The following is a 21936-nucleotide window of genomic DNA, read 5'->3' as shown; positions in this document are numbered from 1 at the left end:
AAATTGGTTGGTCCAAAGCGGATCACTAGCAAATGATGCAGAAAGAAGTAAAGCCTTGATTCTCAGTAGAAAGTCAAGGTTTTTTCTTTTGTCCAAATAGGCAGAAAAGGTGACCAGTTTGATCAGGAATACGAGGGACTGTTTTATGGAAATATCCAATCAATCGCAAGATTCCAAAACACTTAAAAAGTCACTTAATATATAAGAAAGGGAGGTAAAGTTATTTCTATATCTGGGCCACCAACACCTGATTTTGCAAAAATATAGGTGCATCTCGGATTATCCGTTTTCTTTTGTCTGTAATAAGTTCTGGTATTCGTAGAAAAGCTAAAAGAAAGGGCATTGCTTATGAATTTCTTTTCATGAAAGTAAATGGTCGTCAGCTTGAAGAAATAACGAAATTTATAGAGTCAGGAATTATCAAGGTCATTCTTGACAAAGTTTACCCTTTTGAGCAAACAAATGAAGCTCTGGAATATATACAAAGAGGGCATGCTGAAGATAAAGTAATTGTAAAAATTAAAGAATAATAAAGAAGGAAAGTCGATGAACTGAAAAACTAGCTTTCTTTATATTGTAAAGGAGTAAGGTTTGTTCTTTTTTTGAAGTATGTGCCAAAGAATGAGGGATTTGCGAAGTTTAGTTCTTCTGCTATCTGTGATACAGTCATATCGGAACTTTTGAGCATTGCTTTGGCTGACATGATAACTATTTCATCAATCCATTGTGAAACAGACCTCTGGCTTGCCTCTTTAATAACCTTACTCAAATGGCTAGGGGTGAGTAATAACTTCTGAGCGTAGAATTTTATTGTGCGCTCTTTTTTATAATATCTGAATAACAACCTTAAAAAACTCTGAAATATCTCTTCTCTGTGGGTTAAAGGCTCCGATTTCTTTTTATTATCTGATTCTTGATGAATGAGTAAAACTTTAGTCATCAAAGCAATAAGCAAGTTCTTCATGATAGCTTCATCATAATTCGTCTTTTTATACTGCTTTACAATAAAAGCGTGAAATTCAAGTAAATCGAGAGCTGTCTCTTCATCAATCTTCAGATAAGTAGCCAGTTGCACTTTCTCGATAAAATCAGCTTCAGCCACTATCTTAATATCAGAAACAAAGTCAAAAGAAAACATTAAAAATTCTATCTCTAAATTTCCGTCCTGCTCTAGTATTTGAATAATATAATTGGGCAGTAATGTAATAATTGAACTAGAGTCTAATTGATATTCACGAAGATTAATCCTGATTTTTGCCTTACCTTTTGTACAAATAGCAAAACCTATTCCTTCACAGACATGTGGATATTTCAAATCAAAAAAAGAATTTTGAAAATTGACTGAAGAATTCTTTACATACGTTTTTTCTTCCGATATAATAAAATTCTGAATACCAGGTATTGAATTCTGATTCACAATATCTTCTAGAGATATTTTCGCGTATTTCTTCTCATTCACAGCCTAACAAATTAAAATACATTCCTTAATAGGTAATACGAAGATAATCTAAAAAGCAAGATTTTGAACATATTTTCCAACATTTTGATAAAAGTAATTTTACTAAATAGGCTGAAATTTGCGACTGGAATTAAAATAGTTAGTCTCAAATTATTAAGGTATGAATAAATTAGTCTTAAGACAGTGCATTTATGGAGTGCTCCTAATCGGCACAGTAGCCTGTTCTGCGAATAAAGAAGATAAAAATGAGGAACGCAGAGTACCTGTAAAAATACAGGAGGTAAGTTCAATGAATAATAGTTATAAACAGGAATACATCGGTTCCGTTGAAGGTGAAAACGCCGTGGATATAAGTTTTCAAACAGGTGGAAATATTGAACAGATATACTTCCAGGAAGGGCAAGCTGTGCAAAAGGGGCAACTGTTGGCCCGGCTAAACACAATATCCCTGCAAAGTATGTATGATGCATCTAAAGCAGCTTTAAACAGAGCGCAGGATGCCTACAACAGATTAACCGTGTTACATGACAACAACAGCCTGCCGGAGATACAATATGTAGAAGTAAAAACTGCACTGGAGCAGGCTCAATCCGCTGAACGTATCGCCCGTAAAGGATTATCCGATTGTAATTTGTATGCTCCCTTCTCCGGAATTGTAAGTAAGCGCTACCTCGATGCAGGAGCCAATGTGATGCCGGGGTCTCCTGTTTATAATCTGGTGACAATAAATACGGTAAAAGTTAAGATTGCAATACCCGAACGCGAAATATCAGCTTTGAGAGTGGGACAAGCCTGTACAATTAAAATATCGGCTTTGGACGATAGTTCATTCGATGGGAAAATTGTAGAAAAAGGGATATCCGCACATCCGGTATCCCATACTTATGACATCAAGGTACAGATCGTAAATAAAGATTCCCGCATCATGCCGGGGATGGTTTGTAAAGCTTACCTGTCTAATGACAGGACTTCAACAGGAAATAAATTCTCGGATATCGTTGTACCGCTTAAATCTGTGCAACTGGATGCATCAGGTAAACATTTTGTGTGGCTGAAAGACTCCCAGGATAAAGCTGTATATAAAGAAGTCGTTTTAGGTAAACTGATCGGTAACGGTGTAACCATTGTGGGAGGACTTAAGGACGGAGATGAGCTTATTACCGAAGGCTATCAGAATATAAGCCCGGGATCAGTGGTTGAAGTCACTAATAAATAAAAAAGAAGCATAATGAAAGAAGAAAAAGGCCTTATAGCCTGGTCTATAAGATACAATAAGATTATTTTGCTTATTGTGGGAATACTCATCATATTCGGTATTTTTGCATTGAAGGTTATGCCCAAACAGGAATTTCCTGTTTTCACTATCCGCCAAGGAGTCGTGGTTGGAGTATATCCGGGTGCTACTTCAGCAGAAGTGGAAGAACAACTGACTAAACCTCTGGAACGTTTTCTATTTACCTACAAAGAAGTCAAAAAATCAAAGACCTATTCTTATTCCAAAGACGGGATGGTTTATGTTTTTGTGGAGCTGAATGATAATGTAAATAATAAGGACGAAGTCTGGTCAAAAATAAAACATGGTTTATCTCTGTTTAAGATGCAGTTACCAGGTGGAGTAATGGCTCTTATCGCTAATGATGATTTTGGAGATACCTCTGCCCTACTTATTTCGATAGAGTCAGATACCAAAACTCCGCGCCAGTTACAAACTTACATGGAGAATCTGGAGGACAAGCTACGAACAGTAGAATCTGTATCCAATTTACGTCGTTACGGTGTTCAAAACGAACAGATTAGTGTCTATATTGAAAAAGAAAAAATAGCAAGTTACGGAATCAATATTGCCAGCCTGTACAAAACATTACTAACCAAGGGATTTATTACAGCCAGTGGAAAAATTGACAATGCAGATATGGTTGTTCCCATCCACATTTCACGTCCTTATCAGTCAGAAAGAGACTTGGAAGAACAAATAGTCTATTCGGATGTGCAAGGCAACCATATCCGCCTGAAAGATATAGCGCGAGTGGTACGTGAATACCCGGATCCGACAAGCTATACTACCAACAATGGTAAAGCCTGCCTTATTCTATCGGCAGAAATGAGGGAAGGATATAATATTGTTCAGTACGGAAAAGATGTAGACATCGTTATTGCCAGATTTCAGCAAACAATTCCCGATGATATAAAAATACAACGAATAGCCGATCAACCTCAGGTGGTAAACGATTCAACCAATACCTTTCTGAAAGAATTATTAATGGCTATCATAGCTGTAATAATTGTAACCATGACTCTGCTGCCGTTACGTGTTGCCGGAGTTGCTGCGTCTTCTATTCCCATTACCATTTTTATTTCCATCGGTCTGATGTTTGCATTCGGAATGGAACTTAATACGGTAACGCTTGCAGCCCTTATTGTTGTCTTGGGTATGATTGTAGATAATTCGATTGTGATTGTCGACAGCTATCTGGAAAAGCTGGATCATGGCATCCCTAGGCGGGAAGCATCCATAGCCAGTGCTAAGGAATATTTTAAAGCTATTTTCTCTGCAACATTAGCCATTGGAATAACCTTCTTCCCTTTTTTAATAACCTTCACCGGACAAATGTATGACTTTGTGATCGCATTCCCATGGACGATACTTATCACACTGAGTATCTCATTACTGGTAGCTATATTGGTTATCCCTTATTTTCAATATGTATTTATAAAAAAAGGGTTAGTAAAAGAAGAAGTCACAGATAAGAGTAGGCCGAAGAAAAAATCGATGCTCGGCAAAATACAATCTTCGTATAACCGATTGATCGAAGCTGTTTTCCGCTATCCGAAGCTATCCCTATCTATTGGGGTCTTGTCTATTATCGTTGGTATTGCACTAGCTCTTACCTTACCGATAAAGCTGATGCCAATAGCAGAACGCAATCAATTTGCCGTAGAAATTTATCTACCGCAGGGCAGCTCATTGGAACAAACTGAAGCGATAGCAAAAGATATGGAGACAATACTTCATAAAGATGAGCGGGTGTTATCTGTAACAGCCTTTATGGGTAGTGGTTCTCCTCGTTTTCATACGGTTTATGCGCCAAAATTGGGAGGAACAAATTTTGCACAATTCATAGTCAATACAACTTCCAGCAGCGATACAGAAAACTTATTGGACGAGTATGCTTCTAAATATGCTTACCGTTATCCCAATGCGTTTGTCAAATTTAAACAGTTGGATTACCAAATGGGTGTTGATGCCGATATAGAGATCCGTTTGTCAGGAGATAGTATCAGCGACTTGAAGGAATTCAGTGACAGCCTGATGGTCAGATTAAAACAGATGAATGAACCTCTCAGGGTTTATACAAACTACGAAGAGATACTACCGGGGATCAATATCGCACTCGATCCTGTCGAATCAAATCGGCAGGATATCAGTGAGGCAATAGTAGGATTAGGGCTGGCATCACGTTTTGGAGGAGCCCCGATAACTACTTTGTGGGAAGGAGATTATTCGGTTCCTGTCGTATTAAAGTCACAATGGGAAAAGAAAGACCCAACAGCCGAAGATGTTTCAAATGAGTATGTTTCAGGTCTGGTTTCGCCGGCAGTTCCCCTACGCCAAGTGGCGACTGTATCTGCCGACTGGAACCAAGGGCAGATAGTACGACGTAACGGTGTACGTACATTATCGGTATATGTAGATTTGAAAAGAGGGGAAAAAGTGAGTCAAGTACAATCAAAAATTGAAAAACTCGTTGAGAATCAATCCTCATCTGATTCTCTATCACATGGCGTCAGCATATCCTATGGTGGTGTAAAAGATTTTCATGAGGAAAACTTCCCTAAAATAATCAAAGGGTTATCTATATCTATCTTTATCATTTTCTTTATTCTGGTATTCCATTTTAAGAAAGTGAGCTTAGCGACTTTGGTATTGTCATCCACTTTGCTTAGTATACTCGGAGCTGTGATCGGATTAAAGATAATGGGGCTCGATTTCAGTATAACCAGTGTACTCGGTGTCGTTAGCTTGATCGGTATCATTGTGCGTAATGGCATTATTATGTATGATTATACAGAAGAGCTAAGATATAAACACGGACACTCGGTGCTTGATGCATGTATAGAGGCCGGTAAACGAAGGATGCGCCCCATATTTCTGACATCGGCTGCTGCATCGATGGGAGTTATCCCGATGATTGTCAGTCAAAGTCCACTTTGGGCACCTATGGGAACCGTTATATGTTTCGGCACAATGATATCAATGATGTTTATTTTGACGATGCTTCCTCTGATGTATTGGTTTGCATATCGCAAAGAAGACAATAAACCTAAAATTAAAATTGAAAATGAAGAATAAATATATTACCTCTACAATTATAATACTGTGCATGACAAGTCTAAATCTGGGAGCACAGAACAAATACAATATTGAAAGTTGTAAAGAGATGGCTATCGTGAATAACCGGAAAATAAAAAACAGCCGTTTAGAGATCGATGCCTCAAAACAAGCAAAGAAGGAAGTGTTTACGAACTATTTCCCATCGATAAGTGCTTCGGGTATGGGGCTATTACCAAAAGATCCCTTGATGTCTTTGAATCTGGCAGGAATGTCATTGGGTTTGTTAGACAAAGGGTTTGAAGCTGGGATAACGGTTACTCAACCAATATTTGCCGGAGGGAAAATAGTAACAGGGAACAAACTCGCTGATTTAGGAACAGAAGTAAGCCAGTACCAGGCAAAACTATCAGAAAATGAAGTACTCTTAAATACTGAAGGTCTCTATTGGCAATTGGTCTCATTATACGAAAAAGAAAAAACGCTTAATATAATAGATGCTCAACTGGATGTACTACTCAAAGATGTGGAACTGTCTTATAAAACAGGGCTTATAACAAATAACGATGTACTGAAGGTAAAACTGAAAAAAAATGAAGTACAAAGTAATCATATCAATCTGGAAAATGGGATTAAACTTGTGAAAATGTCTATGTGCCAGCTAATGGGATTGGAACTGTCCGTATCTGATAATTTTGATATTGCTGTACCGGATATTGAAAATGCAGAATCGCCCATAGCATATTATGTCGATCATAGCACAGCTTTATCCGAAAGGATGGAAAGCAAATTACTCGACAAAAATGTGGAAGCAACCAAATTACAAACAAAGATGAAGAGGGGTGATTATTTGCCTACAGTAGCGGTAGGAGCATCCTATTACGGTGAGAACATCATTGATAAATGGAGAGGAAACGGTATTTTATTCGCGTCGGTAAGTGTACCTCTTTCAGGTTGGTGGGGAGGTTCACATGCTATCAAACGGCAAAAAATACAGGAACAGATTGCGTTGAATAACAAAGTTGACACACAAGAACAGTTGCTCTTACAGATGCAGAATGTGAAAAATGAGCTGGATAATGCCTATAAGCAGATTTTACTGGCAAAAGACGGTGTAGAACAATCTACTGAAAACCTAAGACTGAATACGAACTACTATAAAGCAGGTACGGTTACATTAACCGATGTACTTGATGCCCAAACCTTATTGCAGCAAAATCGGGACAAGTATGTAGAGTCGTATACCGGTTACCAAAAGAAACGGATTGAATACTTACAAGTAACTGGACGTTAATTTTTTTCATTTCATACTAGTCGGAGAGGCGAACTGCATGGCGATATCATACCTGTCGCCTAATAGTGCAGTTCCCTATACCGACAAAACAAAGAGAGAGAGTATGCGAATCAAACCAGAGTATTTTATACTCGCACTGATTGTTGTTATTTCACTTTGTTACATTCTTGGGAATCGTGAAATAGAGAATCAGGATCAGTTGGGAACCAATTCGTCTTTGATAAATATAACTCCGGATAAACTTCAGGACAGTATTTCGATGGGAATGTCCTTTGTCCTGTTTTATCAACCGAACTCCGACGTTTGCAAAAACATGGAATGTAAACTGAATCGATTGGCTCTGGAGAAAGGCAAGATGGTTCGTTTCAATACTGTCAACATAAAAGATGAAAATGATGTTACTGATAAATATAATATATCAGGGACACCCAATATATTGCTATTTAAAAACGGACAAGAATACAAGCGAATTATGGGTATTGTCCCTTTTTCAAACTTAGAAATGATATATGAACGTGATCTCAAATGAGAACAAATATTTGCATCAATAATGAGTTTGGGCATATTAGTTTAAATATTCTAATCACCCATCTTAATTAAAAAGGAGATAATTAATGTAAATCCAATATGATAATAAACCAACGAACATTGAAAACCAGCTTTCTGCTTACAGGAAAGGGATTGCATTCAGGATTGAGTGTAAAGATAAAATTCAATCCGGCACCTGAAAATCATGGTTATAAAATCAGACGTATAGATTTACCTAATAAACCAATCATAGATGCAGTGGCAGAGAATGTCGTGTCCACAGAAAGAAGAACTGTGTTAGGCTCTTCAATAATGCAAATAGGAACTGTTGAGCATGCATTAGCCGCTTTATATGGATGCGAAATAGATAATTGTTTAATTGATGTAGATGCTCCTGAGTTTCCGATAATGGATGGAAGTTCTATTTCATTTGTTCAAAAGATATTAGAAACAGGAACTGTTACCCAAAATGCAAAAAGGATATATCTAAGTTTCCCCCGAAAAAAAATTAAAGTGAGAGATGAAATATCAGGTGCATCTCTTAGCTTAACACCTAACGAATCATTCAGTATTAAGAGCAGTATTTCATTTGATTCGGTACTATTGAAACAACAAGGCGCATATTTATCAGACTTATCTCTTTTTGTAAGAGATTTTGCTCCTGCAAGAACTTTTGTTTTCGTTCGGGAGATTGAGTCCTTAATAGATAAAAATCTCATCAAGGGTGGAGATCTAGACAATGCAATTATAATCTACGATCAGGTTATACAACAAGATAAATTGGATAACCTATCAGATATGTTACATGTAAAGAAACGAAATGCTAATCATCTTGGATATATGATGAATAAGCCATTAAATATCTCAAATGAGCCAGCGCGACACAAACTGCTCGATATAATCGGAGATATTGCTTTAGTCGGATATTTCATAAAAGGGAAAATAGAGGCTAATCATCCGGGGCATGCAATCAATAATCTTTTTGCAAAGGAAATCCGAAAGAATATAATTTTAGAAAAAAGATCAAATACATTGAATATGTCAGGCTTTTATTGGAATGAGCCATGAAAATAATGAAAAGGCTACGGGTATTTATAACTCAAAATAAATCAGTATTCTTTGCCATGTTTATCGGACTAATACTAGGCTACTTGTATTGGTATTTTTGGGGTTGCTACTGGGGCGCATATCCAATGTCTTCGGAATGTTGGGTTGATTGTGTTTTAGGATTTTTATTTGGAGGCTTTGTTGTCTGTATAATAGAGGATAGCCATGATTGACTGATTAATAAGGTTGTAATTGGAAATTGATCTTAGGTTCTTTTTATTTTGAAAGAGATAGTAGATTAAGAAATTTTCATTGTAGTTTCTTTTCTTTCATCTGAACACAAATGTATAATCAGAGAATAATATAGCAAGATCTCGCTCTACGAATTTACTCAAAAAATCTTCCTTTTTATGAAAGAGTGTTCTTTGGTAAAACCTTGCTTTTATTATTCTCTTTTTAAACAGGTGGTTTATCAGTTGGAAAGAAAAAATAATATTCAATATAATCGAAAAAGCATGATTGTTCCTCATACTTCTCTAAACTATCTACGTTCTTCTCATTTCTTTTGGAGGAAAACAAACAAACCTTTAATTTGCAATTTATTTCAGATATAATTATGAAAACTAAACGACTTACCATTGCCATACATACCTTAGTCTGGTTGTTGTTGCTGGTTGTTCCATATATTTCAACCGATCAGGTATTCAACTCATTAGATCCGGCTTCTGATATCAAGTATCTTTTCCTATGCTTTATGATAAGCAGTGTGCTGTTAATTACATTTTATTTCAATTATTTTTGTCTAATCCCTAGGTTCTTATTTTCAAAAAAGAATTGGCTCTATTTTCTATTGTTATTATTGATAATAGTAATAGTGTTATTTACTCTTGGCATAATATTTTATTTCTCTGATTTTAATCCTGAAAGGCTAACTGAATCAGAACCGATAGTTGAAAAAATCATTCCGGTTATTATGATCAATGCTATTGTATTGTGGCTCTTATCAATCGGCTCTTCTATTTTATGGGCATTTTACACGAGACTAAAGCAGGCAGAAAACGAGAAACTTTCAGCACAAATAGCATCCCTGAAATCACAGATTAATCCTCATTTCTTATTTAATACGCTGAACAATATATATGCGACAGTTATTGATACCTCACCCAAAGCTGCGGATATGGTAGATAAACTATCCGAGATGATGCGCTATACAATGAGGGATACGCAACAAGACTTTGTTTTACTGGAAGATGAAATAAATTATATTAGTAATTATATTGAATTACAACGGCTTCGCTTAGACAGGAGCGTGAAACTGGAATATAATTGCATGGAAAATATTCCAGACTTGCAAATTGCTCCTATGCTACTTATTCCTTTTGTTGAGAATGCTTTTAAGCATGGAGTAAATTCTGAGCAAAAAAGCCATATAAAAATCGAAATAACGATGAATAAGCAAGAACTTCAGTTGAGTGTGTCAAACAATAAAGTAAGTATTCAGCAGAATATGTATGAAAAAAGTGGATTAGGTATTGAAAATACAAAGCATCGGTTAAATTTAATTTACCCATCAAAACATTTATTGGTTATCAATAATACAGAAAAGCAGTTTCTCGTTTCTTTATATATCGATTTACAATGATGAATGCAATTGCCATAGATGATGAACCGTTAGCTCTTACAGTGATTAAATCATTGTGTGACAAGAATAATAGTATCAATCTTCAAAGAACATTTACTCAACCGAGTGAAGCTCTAAAATATCTACATAAATATCCGGTCGATCTGATCTTCTGCGATATACAAATGCCAGCGATGACCGGAATCAACTTAGTAAAAGCATTGCGGCAAAAAACAATGGTGATTTTCACTACTGCTTTTAGTGAATATGCCGTTGTCAGCTATGAATTAAATGCTATTGACTATTTACTTAAGCCTATTAATCTGAAACGATTTGCACAAGCTATATCCAAAGCTCAGGAGTATTTTGACTATATCAATAAGCAAGATCAAAGTACAGATAAGAATATCTTTGTTCGTGCCGATTTTAATCTGGTGAAAATTCCTTTAGCGGACATTCTATATGTTGAAGGATTAGCCGATTATCTCAAAATTCACATAAAAGACCGCAAAACGATTGTAGCCCGAATGTCTATGAAAGATATGATGGAAAAACTAAATTCTATGGATTTTATCCGTGTACATCGTAGCTATATTTTACCATTCAATAAAATTGAAGCTGTTAGAGGAACCACCATTTTTATAGGAGATAAAGAGTTCCCCATCGGAAGAACTTATGCTGATGATTTTTTTATTCGCTACTCTTCTTAAATATCTTTGTGAATAAAAAGCTAACGATATATGACTAATATTGATATTCAAATAGAAACGCTACAAAAAAGAGATGTAGAAGAAGTGGCTGTTATGTTGACGGATACATTTGTGTCGAATCCGGCTTATGCTTTAATATTCACAGGAAAAGATAATTTATGGGATGGCTTATTCTGGTTGTTCAAGACGACTTTGCTTCTTCTCAATCAAAAAGCATCAGTGACAAACGTTGTTAAAGACAATAAGTCAGGTCGCATAATAGGTGTATATAGTTTACTCCCTCCCGGAGGTGTCAAACCGGAATTCAAAACTTATTTACAAATAGGATTACCTGGATTTATTATAAAATTCGGCTTACTAACTTTACAGAAAATGTTAGGAATGGATTCCTATAATAAACAATTACTAACGAAAGCGATCAACACCAATGAATATTATTACTTATCAATGGTTGTAGTCAAAGAAGAATATAGGGGAACTGGTATTGGCTCTTTTATGATAAAGAACAGTATCAGACAATTAAGATCCGAAGAGAGGAAATGCCATGTAATCGGATTAACAACTCAATTGCCGGAGAATGTTACCTTCTATAGTCGATTGGGATTCCAAAAGCTGAATGAAGGGAAAGTTCAATATAAACACGACTATTATTATAATTATACAATGAAGTTAGATTTATAGATAGTCTTTAAAAGCTAGACATAGCTCCGTTTATCGCATAAATCTTGTCCTTCTTCTCAAAAATTTCTACACGCTTATTATTGATATCATATTTGTATCGCAATTATACTTTATGATATAATCTCTAATAAACAAGTAGAATGAAACTTTTTTGCATGCTCTTCCTTTTAATCACTGCATCCAATGCTTTCTCGCAAGAGAAATTTACATTGAGCGGTACTATTGCCGATCACTCCAATAATGAGACATTGATTGGTGCAAGTATTATCATTTCAGAAGCAAGAAGTGCTTCTACCGTTACCAACTCCTACGGCTTTTACTCCATCACACTACCCAAAGGAGATTATACTGTTATCATCAGTTACATGGGTTTTGAAAGTATTCAAGAGAGTATTTCCCTAACCGCAAATACAACGAAAAATTTTTCGATGTTTGAGAAAAGTTCAACATTAGGAGAGGTTGTAGTTACTGTCAATGAAAATAAGACCAGGATTTTCAAACCCGAAATGAGCGTCAATAAGCTTCCCATAAGTACAATTAAGAAAATGCCAGCGGTTATGGGGGAAGTCGATGTATTGAAATCATTGTTACAACTCCCTGGGGTAACCAATGCACAGGAAGGCGCATCAGGATTTAATGTAAGAGGAGGCTCTGTAGATGGAAATCTCATTTTACTGGATGAAGCGGTAGTTTATAACACTTCACACCTGTTCGGTTTTTTCTCTGTTTTCAATTCTGATGTGATCAAAGACCTAAAACTATATAAAGGAGGTATTCCTTCCAATTTCGGAGGTCGGGCATCCTCTGTATTAGATATCTATCAGAAAGAGGGAAATAATAAAGAATATCATGTAAATGGGGGAATCGGTTTAATCTCCAGTCGCTTATTGGTCGAAGGACCAATCGTAAAAGACAAAAGCTCGTTTGTTGTGGCTGGAAGAGGGACATACGCACACCTTTTACTGAAGTTGGCAGACGAGCCGAACTCAGCATACTTCTATGACCTGAATGCCAAGCTTAATTATCGGTTCAACGATAAGAATAATCTTTTTGTCTCCGGATATTTGGGTAATGATGTATTTGACATGAATAAATCTTTGATAAACAATTATGGAAATATTCTAACCAATGTAAGATGGAATCACATCTTTACCGATAAGATATTCTCTAATATGTCAGCTATTTATAGCGATTATAAATATGGATTAAAGATAAAGTTTGCAGGTATCGATTGGAAGTCAAATATTAGAAACTATAACTTCAAATATGATTTTAAGCATTATCTATCCAATAACTTGATCCTGAATTATGGACTTAATTCTATTTATTATCAGTTTAATCCCGGAACAATCAGACCCTTCGATGAAACATCGGGAGTTATTCCGGATCAGATTGCTAAAAAGAATGCTTTTGAGAATGCCCTGTACCTTAGTGCAGAGCAGAAGTTAACGGATAAGTTATCAGTCAGCTACGGACTCCGATACAGTAACTTCCAACGACTCGGCAAAGAAGAAATAAATATATACGAAAATGATAAAGCGGTAGTCTTCAATCCTGAATTTCAGATTTATGAAGAAGGAACCCCAGTAGGAACAAAATATTACGGCACAAATAAATCTATCGTAAGTTTTGGAAACCTTGAACCACGATTGGCAATGGCTTATGCTTTAAATGAAGATAAATCTATAAAGTTAAGTTATAACCGGATGAGTCAATATATCCACCTGATATCGAATACGGCATCTGCAACACCTCTTGATATTTGGGCTCCCAGTGACAAATTTCTTAAACCGGAAATTTCCGATCAGGTGGCATTAGGTTATTTACAAAACTTTGGTGATGACGATTATTCACTAGAAGTCGAAACATTCTACAAAACGATAAAAAATAAAGCGGATTACATTGATGGGGCAAATTTAATTGCACATAAAGCAATAGAAAGAGTCCTCCTGAATGGTAAGGCTCGCTCATATGGGTTGGAATTGATGGCAAGAAAAAATACAGGACAACTGACAGGCTGGCTTTCTTATACCCTTTCTAAAGCAGAACAACAGACTCCGGGGAGGAATGCCACTGAACCGGGAATCAATAATGGCAAATGGTATCGGGCCAATTATGATAAATTGCATAACCTTTCACTTACAGGAGCTTATCAACTAAGTAAAAAATGGTCTTTAGGAGGCACTTTTACTTTTCAATCGGGTAAAGCCGCAACATTTCCGAATGGAAAATACGAGTATCAGGGAATAACTATTGCGAATTATGGTACACGAAACGCAAATTCATTAGCAGCATATCACCATTTAGATTTATCGGCAACTTACACGCCAAATCCGAATAAGAAAAAAGGATGGCAAGGCGAATGGGTATTTAGTATCTACAATGTTTACAACAGGCACAATGCAGCTTCTTACAATTTCGGACAAAATGCAACGACAGGATTGAGTGAAGTTAAGAAAATGTCCATATTCGGTATTATCCCCGGAATCACTTACAATTTCAAGTTTTAAAATAAACATTCAAAAAATCATAAGATGAAATCATTAAATATAATTCTAATCGTCATAATCGCTTTGTCCTTTACTGCGTGCTATGAAGATGTTATCAAAGTTGATTTAGAGACAGCCGAGCCAAGACTGGTAATAGATGCATCTATTGACTGGATAAAGGGTACAACGGGCAACGAACAAAAAATTAAATTGACAACTACAACAGGTTATTACGAGGATAAATTCCCGACAGTTTCAGGAGCAACCATAACTGTAACCAATACAAAAGATATGGTTTTTGATTTTATTGAGACTGCCGGTAAAGGAGAATATGTCTGTACCGATTTTGAACCTGTTATTGGAGAAACGTATACATTGACTGTTAACCTGAATGGAGAAACATATACAGCTATGGAAACTCTAATCGGGACACCAAAGATCGAAGATACAATCGAACAGAACAATAAAGGAGGTATGGCAGGTGACGAGATTGAAATTACATACTACTATCAGGACAATGGTGCTGAGTATAACTACTATCTGTATAGCGTTAAGATGAGACATATAGTATTTCCACAATACAGTGTCGAAAATAACGAAATGAATCAGGGAGCCTTAACCGCTGTTTATTATTCACATGAGGATTTGGAAGTAGGCGATGTTCTAAACCTCAAGTTATACGGGATATCTAAAAGATATTATGACTATATGGCTAAACTACTACTAGCATCAGGTAATGATGATGGACCTATGTTTGCTCCAACACCGGCTGCTGTTCGGGGCAATATTGTAAATCAGACCGACAGTAAAAATTTTGCTTATGGATATTTCCGACTATCAGAGGTCGATGTTAAAGATTATACCATTAAAGAATAAACTATGAAAGTATCATATAAAAGAGGATTTAATTATCGAGCGTTCATATCCATCGGACTATTTTTTGCCCTGATCATTTTGTTTATTACAGCTATATTAATTCAATTCTTTGAAGATGATCCTGATAGCCTTGAAAAACATATTAGCGTATCATGTCATGCTTTAGCCGGAATCGCTTTTATAATCTTAAATATATTTCATCTAAAATTAAACTGGCAGTCCTTCAAGTCTTATCCGAAGAATAAAGAGGGTGGCATTAGTGAAGAAATTATTATAGCAGTTCTATCAATAATTTTATTTCTAATCATAGGAACTTTTATCGTATACCTTCTTTTAGGAGGATAGCAAATAAAGGAATCTTATATTATGAAACCAGTGAACAAACGTAAGTTTTATTAAAGGCTTTTTTTACTATGTTTTTGTAATATCTGAAAAATATATCTATAACTTAAAACTTATTACTCGATCCAATTAAGTCTTTTTCGAGAGATGAAACGATTAGTAAAAGCAGGTCCTTCAATCTACCGATTGATCACTTATTCTTTATTTTTACCAAAATCATATTTAGATTCTCTTTTATATACTATTCTGTACTATAGAGAGCCTTTTTTTATCAATTAATTTTTATACAGACTCCAATAAAAAGTATAAAAAATAGATGTTAATATAAATGAAACCTCTATCTTCGTTCTATTCTTTAGTTTAAAATGCATCCAGCATTATATATCTTAAATTAACGCCACCAGCCGATGAATGTAGGAAAACACTTTGCTTTCGATGGGGTTGTACAGGAAATACGCTCTTTAGGCGAAGGACTCATTAATGATACTTTTTTTGTAGAAACTATAGGAAATAGCCCTAACTATATACTGCAAAAGAAAAACAAGAATATCTTCAAAGATATTCCTGCCATGATGGATAACATCTATAAGGTAAGTAGTCACTTGAAAGAAAAGATTGTCAGACAAGGAGGTAATCCCTTGCGTGAGGCTCTTACAATAACTCCTACGCTGGATAATAAGCTATATTATCTGGATGAAGACGGAGAATATTGGGCTGCATGTTTATTCATTGATAATACAATTGCTTATGACTACGCAGATTCCCCCGCATTAGCAGCACAAGGAGGACGGGGAATCGGCAAGTTCCAGTCCATGCTGGCCGATATGAAGGAACCGTTAGCTGATATATTACCTGGTTTTCATAATATGAAGTTCCNATCATTTTGTTTATTACAGCTATATTAATTCAATTCTTTGAAGATGATCCTGATAGCCTTGAAAAACATATTAGCGTATCATGTCATGCTTTAGCCGGAATCGCTTTTATAATCTTAAATATATTTCATCTAAAATTAAACTGGCAGTCCTTCAAGTCTTATCCGAAGAATAAAGAGGGTGGCATTAGTGAAGAAATTATTATAGCAGTTCTATCAATAATTTTATTTCTAATCATAGGAACTTTTATCGTATACCTTCTTTTAGGAGGATAGCAAATAAAGGAATCTTATATTATGAAACCAGTGAACAAACGTAAGTTTTATTAAAGGCTTTTTTTACTATGTTTTTGTAATATCTGAAAAATATATCTATAACTTAAAACTTATTACTCGATCCAATTAAGTCTTTTTCGAGAGATGAAACGATTAGTAAAAGCAGGTCCTTCAATCTACCGATTGATCACTTATTCTTTATTTTTACCAAAATCATATTTAGATTCTCTTTTATATACTATTCTGTACTATAGAGAGCCTTTTTTTATCAATTAATTTTTATACAGACTCCAATAAAAAGTATAAAAAATAGATGTTAATATAAATGAAACCTCTATCTTCGTTCTATTCTTTAGTTTAAAATGCATCCAGCATTATATATCTTAAATTAACGCCACCAGCCGATGAATGTAGGAAAACACTTTGCTTTCGATGGGGTTGTACAGGAAATACGCTCTTTAGGCGAAGGACTCATTAATGATACTTTTTTTGTAGAAACTATAGGAAATAGCCCTAACTATATACTGCAAAAGAAAAACAAGAATATCTTCAAAGATATTCCTGCCATGATGGATAACATCTATAAGGTAAGTAGTCACTTGAAAGAAAAGATTGTCAGACAAGGAGGTAATCCCTTGCGTGAGGCTCTTACAATAACTCCTACGCTGGATAATAAGCTATATTATCTGGATGAAGACGGAGAATATTGGGCTGCATGTTTATTCATTGATAATACAATTGCTTATGACTACGCAGATTCCCCCGCATTAGCAGCACAAGGAGGACGGGGAATCGGCAAGTTCCAGTCCATGCTGGCCGATATGAAGGAACCGTTAGCTGATATATTACCTGGTTTTCATAATATGAAGTTCCGTTTTCAGCAATGGGATGAGGTCTTGGCGAAAGATCCCATAGGACGCAAAAAATATGTGCTGAAAGAGATCGGATGGATAGAGAACCGTCGCGACGAAATGCTTGCTTTATGGAACAAATTCGAAGCTGGTGAACTCCCGGTACGGGTTACGCACAATGATACCAAGATCAGCAATATATTGTTTGATAAACAAGGTAATGTATTATGTGTAATAGACCTGGATACAGTCCTGAGCAGTATGTGCCTTAATGACTATGGTGATGCTATCCGTTCATATACCAATGCCGGTAAAGAAGATGATGAGAATTCGGATAATGTGTATATCAAGATGGACATCTTTGAGGGATACACGGCAGGCTACCTATCTGAGGCAATTACATTCCTTACTCCGGCCGAAATAGAGAATTTAGCCTTTTCCGCCAAATACATAACGTTCGAGCAGGTTCTCCGCTTTCTCATGGATTACATTGACGGTGATAACTATTACAAAGTGAAGAATAATACTCATAACCTGATACGCACACATGCGCAATATAAACTCCTGCAGTCGATGGACGAGAACTACGAGAAGATGTGTGAAATCGTAAACAGGCTTGTTGTTAATCTGAAAGGATAGCTTATAAATTGGATAATAAACCTTCAAATATAACTAATAATGAGAAAAAACAATCCGGTAATCCTGTCTTTATTCTGTCTTTTATTCTGTTATACAATGACAGTCACTGCCCAAAAGCAGTTCGCCCTGAAATCTCCTGATGGCAAGCTGGAAGCCAGTATCAGCGTGGGCAAAACAGTCGAATATTCAGTGTCTCATGATGGGGATATAATGCTGGCTAAATCGCCGGTATCCATGACCTTGGCTGATGGCAGTGCCTTTGGTATTAATACCAAGCTATCCGGCTCATCCGTAAAATCTGTAAATCAAACCATTGACGCTTCTGTTTATAAACGAAATAAGATCGCGGATAACTACAATGAGTTGACTCTAAAGTTCAAAGGTGATTACAATATCATATTTCGCGCCTATAATGATGGTATTGCTTATCGCTTTGTCTCTACCTCAAAGAAACCGTTTGTTATAGAGAATGAACAAGCTGAGTTTAATTTCCCTGCCGATCAGAAAGTATTTGTTGCCTATGCCAACAAACCGGAATCCGCCCCTCTTGAGGGTCAGTTCTCCAACTCATTTGAGCAACCATATCACAATATAGCTCTATCTGCATGGAACAAAAAGCGCCTCGGTATTTCACCGTTGGTAGTCGAAGGAGCGAAAGGTAAAAAGATTTGCATTACAGAGGCTGACCTGATGAATTACCCCGGAATGTTTTTGTATCCGGCTGAAACAGCAAATGGTCTGAAAGGTGTATTCGCCCCTTACCCTAAAGATACCCGTCAGGGAGGACATAATGAACTCCAGATATTGGTCGATTCACGTGAATCATTTATAGCAAAATCCGATGGCCCTACAAACTTCCCATGGAGAGCAGTTATTGTTGCCGAAAAAGATTCGGAACTCGCCGACAGTGATATGGTATACAAACTTGCAACTCCCTCCCAAGGGGATTATTCTTGGGTAAAACCCGGAAAAGTAGCCTGGGACTGGTGGAATGACTGGAACCTGTATGGTGTTGACTTCCGCGCAGGTATAAACAATGAGACATATAAATACTATATCGATTTTGCATCTAAGTACGGCATTGAATATGTAATCCTCGACGAGGGATGGGCTGTCAACAAAAAAGCCGATCTGTTTCAGGTAATACCAGAAATTAACTTGCCGGAACTAGTCAATTATGCTAAAGAAAAGAATGTAGACCTTATCCTCTGGGCCGGATATCATGCTTTCGACAGGGACTTGGAAAAGGTTTGCAAGCATTATAGCGAGATGGGCATCAAAGGATTTAAAGTCGATTTCATGGATAGGGATGACCAGATCATGGTAGACTTTCACCGCCGTGCAGCTGAAATGGGGGCTAAATACAAAGTACTTATAGATTTCCACGGTACATACAAGCCAACCGGATTGCAACGTACCTATCCGAATGTAATCAACTTTGAAGGGGTAAATGGTCTGGAGCAGTTGAAATGGTCCGGTCCCGAACTCGATCAGGTCACCTATGATGTTACTATTCCGTTTATACGTCAGGTAGCAGGTCCGATGGACTATACACAAGGCGCAATGCGTAATGCGACAAAAGGAAATTACAAAAATGTGTATAATGAAGCCATGAGTCAGGGCACGCGCTGTCGTCAACTGGCCGAATACATCATCTTCGAATCCCCTCTGAACATGTTATGTGATAGTCCGTCCAATTACATGTCGGAACCGGAATGTACAGAGTTTATCGCCACCGTACCCACAGTGTGGGATAATACCATCTCATTGAGTGGAGAAATAGGAAAGTATGTATCTATCGCCCGTCAAAAAGATAATGTCTGGTATGTAGGAGCTATGACTAACTGGGATGCACGTAACATGGAACTGGACCTGTCTTTCTTAGGGGAAGGCAACTTCAAAGGTGAAATATTCAAAGACGGGATAAATGCCGATCGTGCCGCCCGCGACTACAAGAAAGAAACAATAGATATTCCGTCAAATAAAAAGCTACCGGTATCTATGGCTCCGGGTGGAGGCTATGTAATCAAAATAACAAGGAAATAATTACACAATATACTTTGTTGCAGGGGTAGTCATAACATGGCGCCCCTGTTTCCTTTAATGTTTGAGGGGGCGGAAAAGCCCATGCCATCTTTATCTTAAAAAAAGTAACAAAAGTAACACATTTTTAGCTATTAGCTGTTAGCCGATAGCTTATGTACAAAACTTGACAAACCTGACAACTTTTTACACAATTTTTATTGTCACATTTTCTTCTAAAAAATCCGTAACTTCATCTTAATCAGGGATGAGAGATGACGCTCGCAAAGATGCAAAGGCGCAAAAAGGTAACACATGTAACACCTTTTACAGTAAACAGTCAGCAGTTAACAACTTGTATCTCGTTTACTTGTATCTTTTTTCAAAAGGTAACAACCAACGGTCACAGGAGCAAAGCGTATGTAAAGCTTACACAAAGAGCAATTAATAATTAGCTTTTACGCTCTCTGTAGCCTCTCATGGGGCAGGGCTGTTAAGTTCTAATTTTTTATACCCTCTGTGTCATGTTGAACGGAGTGAAACATCTCGTTTCTCAGGGTCGNCTCCGGCTGCCGCATACACATATCCGGCAATGCAACGAGCCGATTGCTGACTCACCAGAGCTTTGCGATAACCATGCTTACCTGTAGTCTCATTACTGGCCGACAGGTTAAATATAAGTTCTGCCCCGCTCAACGCTGCCGCGCATGATGGAGGAATCGGTGTCCACAAGTCTTCACATATTTCTATTGCAAAGCTGAATCCGGACATCTTGAATATCAAATTAATACCGAGAGGCACGCACTGTCCGCAGAGGGATACCGACTGCGCTTTCAATTCCTCTGAGGACGAGAACCAACGTTTTTCGTAAAACTCATTATAATTGGGAAGGAAAGTTTTCGGTACTGCTCCATGAATATACCCGGCAGCGACAACTACTGCCATATTATAAAGCCTGCCCGATATTTCGACAGGCGCACCGACAATGACTGTCACCGGCAAGTCGCGTGTAGCATCACATATCCGTTGCAGCGATTTCTCCGCTTCTTCGAGGAGCAGCCTTTGCAGGAACAGGTCGCCGCAAGTATAGGCGGTGATACCCAGTTCGGGAAATACAATGACCGAAACACCCTTACTCTGCGCTTCATTTATTTGTTTAAGTATCTCGTCTGTATTATAATCACAATCAGCAACCTTTAGCGAAGGGCTGGCTGCCGCAACGCGGACAAATCCGTAGTTATTCATATAAGTAATGTATTTTTACAATCACAAACTTACAAAAGTTTTTTTATGTTGTTTATTAGTTTCTTTAGCTTTTAACCAATAGACATTAGCAACTTAGATCTTGTTTACTTATAACTCTTTCAAAAAAGTTGACAAAGTTGACACTTTTTACAGATTTTTCATCTGCTACTTTTTTCAATAAGTCTTCGTCACTACACATACTCTGTAATTAAAAGACCATCCGCAAAGATGCCAAGGCACAAAAAGTAACAAAGGTTACAGTGTTTTAGTTAACAGTCATCAGTTAGCAACTTGTATCTCGCGTCTTATCTACTCGTATCTCATCTGGCTGCAACTCTCAATTGTTAAAAAGTAACACATGTAACACCTTTTGCTATTTTTCGTAGGGGTACCCTTGTGGGTACCTGCCTTTTCCAATACCGGGCAACCACAAGGGATTGCCCCTACAGCTTCCGAAAAGGTAACACATGTAACAACTTTTACAGTAAACAGTCAACAGTTAACAACTTGTATCTTTTTTCAAAAGGTAACAACCAACGGTCACAGGAGCAAAGCGTATGTAAAGCTTACACAAAGAGCAATTAATAATTAGCTTTTACGCTCTCTGTAGCCTCTCATGGGGCAGGGCTGTTAAGTTCTAATTTTTTATACC

17 protein-coding genes are annotated in these 21936 nt (G+C 36.9%); 15 read left to right on the top strand and 2 right to left on the bottom strand.

The window, feature by feature from the left end; genetic code table 11:
- Positions 1-293 precede the first annotated feature (293 nt).
- Positions 294-530: a zinc-binding dehydrogenase gene (locus QZL88_RS09000; RefSeq protein WP_296940274.1), complete on the top strand. Its 237-nt coding sequence runs from the start codon at positions 294-296 to the stop codon at positions 528-530.
- Between the two features lie 29 nt (positions 531-559).
- On the opposite strand, the gene QZL88_RS08995 is transcribed toward QZL88_RS09000, so the two are convergent.
- The gene (locus tag QZL88_RS08995) at positions 560-1459 is read right to left on the bottom strand and encodes a helix-turn-helix transcriptional regulator (protein WP_296940272.1); all 900 of its coding nucleotides are present in this window, start codon (positions 1457-1459) and stop codon (positions 560-562) included.
- 160 nt (positions 1460-1619) lie between these two features.
- Between QZL88_RS08995 and QZL88_RS08990 the strand changes: the two genes are divergently transcribed.
- The 14 genes from QZL88_RS08990 to QZL88_RS08925 all read left to right on the top strand — a co-directional run bounded on the left by QZL88_RS08990 (position 1620) and on the right by QZL88_RS08925 (position 20063).
- Positions 1620-2675, top strand: a complete 1056-nt coding sequence (locus QZL88_RS08990) for an efflux RND transporter periplasmic adaptor subunit (protein WP_296940270.1) — start codon at positions 1620-1622, stop codon at positions 2673-2675.
- Positions 2676-2687: 12 nt separating this feature from the next.
- Positions 2688-5810 carry an efflux RND transporter permease subunit gene (locus QZL88_RS08985; RefSeq protein ID WP_296940269.1) on the top strand — a complete coding sequence of 1041 codons (3123 nt, stop codon included), beginning with the start codon at positions 2688-2690 and terminating at the stop codon, positions 5808-5810.
- Positions 5800-7083 carry a TolC family protein gene (locus tag QZL88_RS08980; RefSeq protein ID WP_296940268.1) on the top strand — a complete coding sequence of 428 codons (1284 nt, stop codon included), beginning with the start codon at positions 5800-5802 and terminating at the stop codon, positions 7081-7083. The genes QZL88_RS08985 and QZL88_RS08980 overlap by 11 nt, the downstream gene beginning before the upstream one ends.
- 37 nt (positions 7084-7120) lie before the next feature.
- Positions 7121-7612, top strand: a complete 492-nt coding sequence (locus QZL88_RS08975; RefSeq protein ID WP_296940267.1) for a thioredoxin family protein — start codon at positions 7121-7123, stop codon at positions 7610-7612.
- A 98-nt stretch (positions 7613-7710) separates the two neighbouring features.
- Positions 7711-8679 carry a UDP-3-O-acyl-N-acetylglucosamine deacetylase gene (locus tag QZL88_RS08970; protein ID WP_296940265.1) on the top strand — a complete coding sequence of 323 codons (969 nt, stop codon included), beginning with the start codon at positions 7711-7713 and terminating at the stop codon, positions 8677-8679.
- The gene (locus tag QZL88_RS08965) at positions 8676-8891 is read left to right on the top strand and encodes a hypothetical protein (RefSeq protein WP_296940263.1); all 216 of its coding nucleotides are present in this window, start codon (positions 8676-8678) and stop codon (positions 8889-8891) included. Before QZL88_RS08970 ends, QZL88_RS08965 begins: the two co-directional genes overlap by 4 nt.
- A 740-nt stretch (positions 8892-9631) precedes the next feature.
- On the top strand, positions 9632-10300 hold the full coding sequence (locus tag QZL88_RS08960; protein ID WP_296940261.1) for a histidine kinase: 669 nt from the start codon (positions 9632-9634) through the stop codon (positions 10298-10300).
- Entirely contained in the window at positions 10297-10989 is a 693-nt protein-coding gene (locus tag QZL88_RS08955) for a LytTR family DNA-binding domain-containing protein (protein ID WP_296940259.1), read from the top strand. Before QZL88_RS08960 ends, QZL88_RS08955 begins: the two co-directional genes overlap by 4 nt.
- Before the next feature lie 30 nt (positions 10990-11019).
- Positions 11020-11670 carry a GNAT family N-acetyltransferase gene (locus QZL88_RS08950; protein ID WP_296940258.1) on the top strand — a complete coding sequence of 217 codons (651 nt, stop codon included), beginning with the start codon at positions 11020-11022 and terminating at the stop codon, positions 11668-11670.
- Between the two features lie 140 nt (positions 11671-11810).
- Positions 11811-14180 carry a TonB-dependent receptor gene (locus tag QZL88_RS08945; protein ID WP_296940256.1) on the top strand — a complete coding sequence of 790 codons (2370 nt, stop codon included), beginning with the start codon at positions 11811-11813 and terminating at the stop codon, positions 14178-14180.
- A 24-nt stretch (positions 14181-14204) separates the two neighbouring features.
- The gene (locus QZL88_RS08940) at positions 14205-15035 is read left to right on the top strand and encodes a DUF4249 domain-containing protein (RefSeq protein WP_296940253.1); all 831 of its coding nucleotides are present in this window, start codon (positions 14205-14207) and stop codon (positions 15033-15035) included.
- Positions 15036-15038: 3 nt separating this feature from the next.
- Positions 15039-15380: a DUF4405 domain-containing protein gene (locus QZL88_RS08935; protein WP_296940252.1), complete on the top strand. Its 342-nt coding sequence runs from the start codon at positions 15039-15041 to the stop codon at positions 15378-15380.
- 1551 nt (positions 15381-16931) lie between these two features.
- Positions 16932-18017 carry an aminoglycoside phosphotransferase family protein gene (locus QZL88_RS08930; protein ID WP_296940250.1) on the top strand — a complete coding sequence of 362 codons (1086 nt, stop codon included), beginning with the start codon at positions 16932-16934 and terminating at the stop codon, positions 18015-18017.
- 39 nt (positions 18018-18056) lie between these two features.
- On the top strand, positions 18057-20063 hold the full coding sequence (locus QZL88_RS08925) for a glycoside hydrolase family 97 protein (RefSeq protein ID WP_296940248.1): 2007 nt from the start codon (positions 18057-18059) through the stop codon (positions 20061-20063).
- 498 nt (positions 20064-20561) lie between these two features.
- Here QZL88_RS08925 and QZL88_RS08920 read toward each other — a convergent pair whose 3' ends face one another.
- Entirely contained in the window at positions 20562-21284 is a 723-nt protein-coding gene (locus QZL88_RS08920; protein ID WP_296940246.1) for a nitrilase-related carbon-nitrogen hydrolase, read from the bottom strand.
- Positions 21285-21936: the final 652 nt, after the last annotated feature.

This window comes from uncultured Dysgonomonas sp. (assembly GCF_900079725.1).
Taxonomy (GTDB): Bacteria; Bacteroidota; Bacteroidia; order Bacteroidales; family Dysgonomonadaceae; genus Dysgonomonas.
This window is presented reverse-complemented; position numbering and strand designations above follow the sequence as displayed.